Source organism: Ruminococcus sp. J1101004sp1_RTP21198st1_B9_RTP21198_201120 (genome assembly GCF_040924245.1).
Classification (GTDB): Bacteria; Bacillota; Clostridia; order Lachnospirales; family Lachnospiraceae; genus Blautia_A; species Blautia_A faecis.
In genome coordinates this window covers 1-4,035 of sequence record NZ_JBCOMI010000065.1, presented here as the reverse complement: position 1 = coordinate 4,035, position 4,035 = coordinate 1, and the positions used below count along the sequence as shown (strand labels likewise).

General features: G+C 33.8%; 6 protein-coding genes and 1 pseudogene. 2 read left to right on the top strand and 5 right to left on the bottom strand.

Going from position 1 to position 4,035, the window contains the following annotated elements; all coding sequences use genetic code 11:
- The 5 genes and pseudogenes from AB5618_RS21170 to AB5618_RS21150 form a co-directional block, all read right to left on the bottom strand.
- Positions 1-134 (bottom strand): annotated as a pseudogene (locus AB5618_RS21170) (IS110 family transposase); the annotation flags it as partial.
- Between the two features lie 100 nt (positions 135-234).
- Positions 235-411 (bottom strand): hypothetical protein, encoded by a 177-nt coding sequence (locus AB5618_RS21165; protein WP_173736147.1) that lies wholly within the window; start codon positions 409-411, stop codon positions 235-237.
- A 114-nt stretch (positions 412-525) separates the two neighbouring features.
- Positions 526-978, bottom strand: a complete 453-nt coding sequence (locus tag AB5618_RS21160) for a hypothetical protein (RefSeq protein WP_233456117.1) — start codon at positions 976-978, stop codon at positions 526-528.
- Between the two features lie 86 nt (positions 979-1,064).
- The gene (locus AB5618_RS21155) at positions 1,065-1,238 is read right to left on the bottom strand and encodes a hypothetical protein (protein ID WP_173736148.1); all 174 of its coding nucleotides are present in this window, start codon (positions 1,236-1,238) and stop codon (positions 1,065-1,067) included.
- A gap of 439 nt (positions 1,239-1,677) precedes the next feature.
- Positions 1,678-2,370, bottom strand: coding sequence for a hypothetical protein (locus tag AB5618_RS21150; RefSeq protein WP_368367047.1), 693 nt, complete (start codon positions 2,368-2,370; stop codon positions 1,678-1,680).
- A gap of 276 nt (positions 2,371-2,646) precedes the next feature.
- Between AB5618_RS21150 and AB5618_RS21145 the strand changes: the two genes are divergently transcribed.
- Positions 2,647-3,309 (top strand): hypothetical protein, encoded by a 663-nt coding sequence (locus tag AB5618_RS21145; RefSeq protein ID WP_368367046.1) that lies wholly within the window; start codon positions 2,647-2,649, stop codon positions 3,307-3,309.
- Complete coding sequence (locus AB5618_RS21140; RefSeq protein WP_117854344.1) at positions 3,296-3,661, top strand: helix-turn-helix domain-containing protein; 366 nt, start codon at positions 3,296-3,298, stop codon at positions 3,659-3,661. Before AB5618_RS21145 ends, AB5618_RS21140 begins: the two co-directional genes overlap by 14 nt.
- Positions 3,662-4,035 lie beyond the last annotated feature (374 nt).

Sequence of the window (4,035 nt, the reverse complement as noted above, 5' to 3'; positions counted from 1 at the left end):
GGCTTCTTCGAATACTCGATTCCTCTGTAATCAAAAGCTCTGGCATAGTGCGTTTCACTTCCGACATCAATTCCGAGTACCAAAGTTTTTTCTGTAATAGCTTCAATTTTTGCGTTCTGTGTGTTAGACTTCATTGTAAATACCTCTCTGTATAATAAGATTTTTACTAACCTGCCAGTCAGTAGTCTTATTGTACTCTGAGGTATTTTTAATTTTCAACATCCACGTTTTTTATTATACAGGAAGCTCCATATACGAAATTCTTCTATTAGTTGTCCTATAATATTTTCCTTCATACTCAATCACTTCTTCCAATTCCCCTGGCAGTGTATCTAAAATTTCTACTCCAGAATTGAATTCACAGTTTTCTGTTTTCATCTGCTTATTACCGGTATCAACTGAAATAATCATTTGTTTTTTCTCCCTTCAAAACCAAATGTAAAATTACTATACGCCTTGTATGCGTCTCTGCAATTTCACTATAGTGATTTTGGAAAATCTGTGTCAATAGGATTTCTGAAATAGTTATTTTTCTTCATAATCTTTGCATATCAGTTTTAATATGCGCTCGCTTTCCCCTTCATAGCCCCATAATATGCTTCCAACAGCTTCAAAAGCCTGTTCTCTCCAACGGAAGTATGTAGTTCTATGGATTCTGGTATATTGCGGAAAATGAGGCTCCAATTTATCTAATATTTCTTCTACATTTTCCAGTTTTGTTGAGGATAGATAGCTGTAATAGAGCACCCAATAGTATCGCTCGCCTTGCGGATGATACCTTCGCATAAGATCGACTGCTTCATCAATTAAACGTAGATACTGGTTTGATCGGCTGATTGCCTCTACCCGTTCTTTCTCGGATGCTAAATCTCTTTCCACATCCATTCCAGCCTGATAAATGGTGTCTAAGAATTCATCCACATCTGTGCCATACTCCATATGGAATCTTCTTTTTACCTGGCTGATTTTAATTTGCATTTGCCAGTTTACCACCCGGTATATCTTAAATAACTTTATTACATCATGATATGCGGTATTATCTTCCCCCTTATACTCCTTTGAAATTACTCCTGATCTTCCCCTTGCCACAGCTTTGTCTCATCCTTTCTTTTTTCATTTAGTTTTCTAAATGCCTCATCCATCTCATCGTCCATTTTTTCAGCTCTAACAAGGCAGCAATACATTAGTACAATAACCACTGCCAGCAAGGCCAAGAAAAAGAGCCAAAAATGCCACATTTTCGCTTCCTCCGTTTCTGAATTATAGAGTGGTACTATACTCTCCTATTATAAATAATGGAAAAAATTGTCGAAATGTGTAAAAAAATAAAAAAAATTGGGATTTATTTAAGATTTTTTCAATAGAAAAAGAAATTATTATAAGACACTATTGAGATTTCAATTTTATCACAAAAGTTTACTGCGCCATATAAATATAATCACAACAAAGCCAATGCTAAACTTATATCAACATTGCCGAATAGATTTATTTTTCATTTTGCGCAAAAATACGATAAACTATACCATTTACGCAATGCTCATTTTATATATCAGCATAAGATATCCTTGATTTTACTAATATTTCAAGCACTGCAAAGTAAACTTCGGTGAAGTCAGTACATACTCAGTTGCTTTGCAACTTATTTGTGAATAGCCTTTCATGTTCAGAGCAATTCTATCAGACAAAGAAATCCTTCATAAACGCATTCTCTTCACTAAAATTTTGAATCAGCACACTTGACAGATTTTCTAACAAATGCAATGGCTCCTTTTTTTTGTTTAATTCCGGATTTAATCTTTCAATTAAATATGCTTCCATTTCGCTCAAATACCTTTCAGCTCTACTATAAGGCGAAATAAATTCAAGTGGCACATATTCCTTGTCATCACTTAGAAACATAACCGTTCCAAAATATACTCGCTTATTGTAACCATTATAAATGGGATTATGTAATTTTAATGCTGCCAAATGACCATTAGAAAATCGACTTTTTTTAGAATCCGTCTTTCCTATATATACCAGTTTTTCTTCATGTTCATTATAAATAGTAATAAAATAAATATTATAGCAGCCAAATGGAGGTTCACCTATTTCTTGTAACACCCACCACTTTTCTTCCCTATCTAAATCATATCCGTTTTCTTCATCGATACCTGTTAATAAACAGACTTGCTCTATATATTCATGATGTTCATTCCAGGACTTTTTTAAATAACCAGTATCTATAGTATTCGCTTTATACAATTCCACTGCAATATCCAATGAAATACAAGCTCCATATTCTAAATTGGGCAATGCATTTGAAAAAAAATTATTTGGTGTTATACTTTCATTTCCTTTTATCCATGGTTTCAGCGGTTGATTTTTCATATTTTCTAATTCCTGTTATCTCACAATTTTTACTCTACTAATATTATATATCTTCCAACTTATTTCAGCAATCCATTTTTAAACCATGGATATATTTCCTAAAATAAAATTGTGTATTCTCTTTCCTCTTTAGTATGCTTAGATTTTCTGTTATAATAAATACACCGAATTATTCCTTCGCATGACCTAATTTTAAAGGCCTTAAATTCAAAAATAGGAGGTGTTTATAAGTAGAGGATAAACGGAATATTCAAAAAAGAGGTGATTATTATTTCAGTGAGTATAAAAAAACTGGATGGCATACAAATAGAATTAGATTCGACCAAGATTGTTGATGCCATCAGCAAATCAATCATTCGTGAAGAAGAAAAGAAGAATGAGAAAAAGTTGCGTAATTTTGCAATATTAGCTACTGGAAATGTACGGGCTAGTCGGTATATAAAAGAGCCAAAAATAAACATGACGAAACTATTCTCTGGTATTTTCACCAGTATATGTTTCTGCAATTTTTTACAAGATTACAATGAGCGCAATATTTCTGTTACCTACATTCCAACGACAGATTACGAAAAAACAATAGTAGTTACGGCAGATTTTGTTGATACTACTATATTCGGTATGCCTGTTACAGTAAAACGTTCAACACAATTTGGTTTATTCTATGATTATTTTCAATATGATTTGAACATAGAGGAACTCTACCACGAATACGAAAGACTACTGCAGCGCAGAAAAGAACTGCGTGAATTAAGAAAATTGAAAATAAAACGTGTCAGTGAGATGATACGAGCTGCATGGTTGAACAGAAATACAAATGTAGGGAGAAGTAATACGGGCAGTGTAACTGATTCGATGCTTCTTTCACTTCCTACTCCTCCGACTTCTACTGCTATTTTTAGCAGTCTGGAGTCCGGGGGTGTTGTGAGTGTTATCGGATGATGAGCTGAAAAGATACCGTGAACTACTTAACGCCCAGAATGATAGTACATATTTCAAAAAAGAAATCGGTGCTAATCTAAAAAATGCGAGGGCTAACACCCCGCTAACCCAAGAAGATGTCGCTGAAATCTTTGACTGCGATCCAAGAAAAATTCGGCGTTATGAAAATGGAGAAGTCATGTGTTCATTAACACAGCTTATTAGCTTCTGTAAGGTTTACAAATGTACGTTGGAAGATTTGATGCCAGCAGAGACTATTTCTTATGTAAGCAGTTTAGCTGGAATGGACACAGAAATGCTGAAATCAATGATGAATGTTTTTAGAAAAACTGTTGGGCTAAAAACTGCGTAAGTAATTACCTATAGTCAGTGGTTGTGCCATTCATGGTATTATCTTCCAAGAGATAAATATTCACTTTCTGTATCCTTACGATATCTTGAGGTACTGTGATTTAAACTGAAAATATATAAGTAACCATACTATGCACAAGCTTAACAAAGAGAAAAAAATCACCCCAAAAGCAAAATCATATTAAGAAAAACTGAAAATATTTTTGAAAAATCGGACATGCCGTGTCCTAGGTAAACAGATAACCACTTCACGGTATGTCTGTTTTTTATTATTTTGGAGCTTGTTAAGCGATGAAATGTAAGCGTCAAATAAGAATGTGTAGCGAAATCTTTAGAGTTTTCCTGTAAACTTAGGGTTAGAGTTTTTAGGCTTTA

Coding starts and splice junctions, on each gene's coding strand:
- AB5618_RS21165 (WP_173736147.1), bottom strand. CDS start 411: ATGATTATTTCAGTTGATACCGGTAATAAGCAGATGAAAACAGAAAAC.
- AB5618_RS21160 (WP_233456117.1), bottom strand. CDS start 978: ATGCAAATTAAAATCAGCCAGGTAAAAAGAAGATTCCATATGGAGTAT.
- AB5618_RS21155 (WP_173736148.1), bottom strand. CDS start 1,238: ATGTGGCATTTTTGGCTCTTTTTCTTGGCCTTGCTGGCAGTGGTTATT.
- AB5618_RS21150 (WP_368367047.1), bottom strand. CDS start 2,370: ATGAAAAATCAACCGCTGAAACCATGGATAAAAGGAAATGAAAGTATA.